The 344-nt window shown below is 71.5% G+C and carries 1 protein-coding gene; it reads left to right on the top strand.

Going from position 1 to position 344, the window contains the following annotated elements:
- Nucleotides 1-344: Mur ligase family protein (locus TR48_RS36350; protein ID WP_268873622.1), on the top strand; the 344-nt coding region annotated here is incomplete at both ends.

Raw genomic sequence — 344 nt, forward strand, 5'->3', positions numbered from 1 at the left:
CGGCAAGACCAGCACCAAGGACCTGGTCGCGCACGTGCTCGCCGCCGCCGGGCCCACCGTGGCCACGATCGGCAGCCACAACAGTGAGATCGGCACCCCGGAGACCGTCTCGCGCGCCGACACCGGCACGCGGTTCCTGGTGCTGGAGATGGGCGCCCGCGGCGTCGGACACCTGCGCGCACTGACCCGCATGGTCCCGCTCGATGTCGCTTGCGTGCTCAACGTCGGCAGCGCCCACCTGGGCGAGTTTGGCAGCCGCGAGAACATCGCGAAGGCCAAGGGCGAGCTCGTCGAGGACATGCGGCCCGACGGTTTGGCCGTGCTCAACGCCGACGACCCGCGCG

It is taken from the genome of Streptacidiphilus neutrinimicus (assembly GCF_000787815.1).
In the GTDB taxonomy this organism is placed as follows: Bacteria; Actinomycetota; Actinomycetes; order Streptomycetales; family Streptomycetaceae; genus Streptacidiphilus; species Streptacidiphilus neutrinimicus.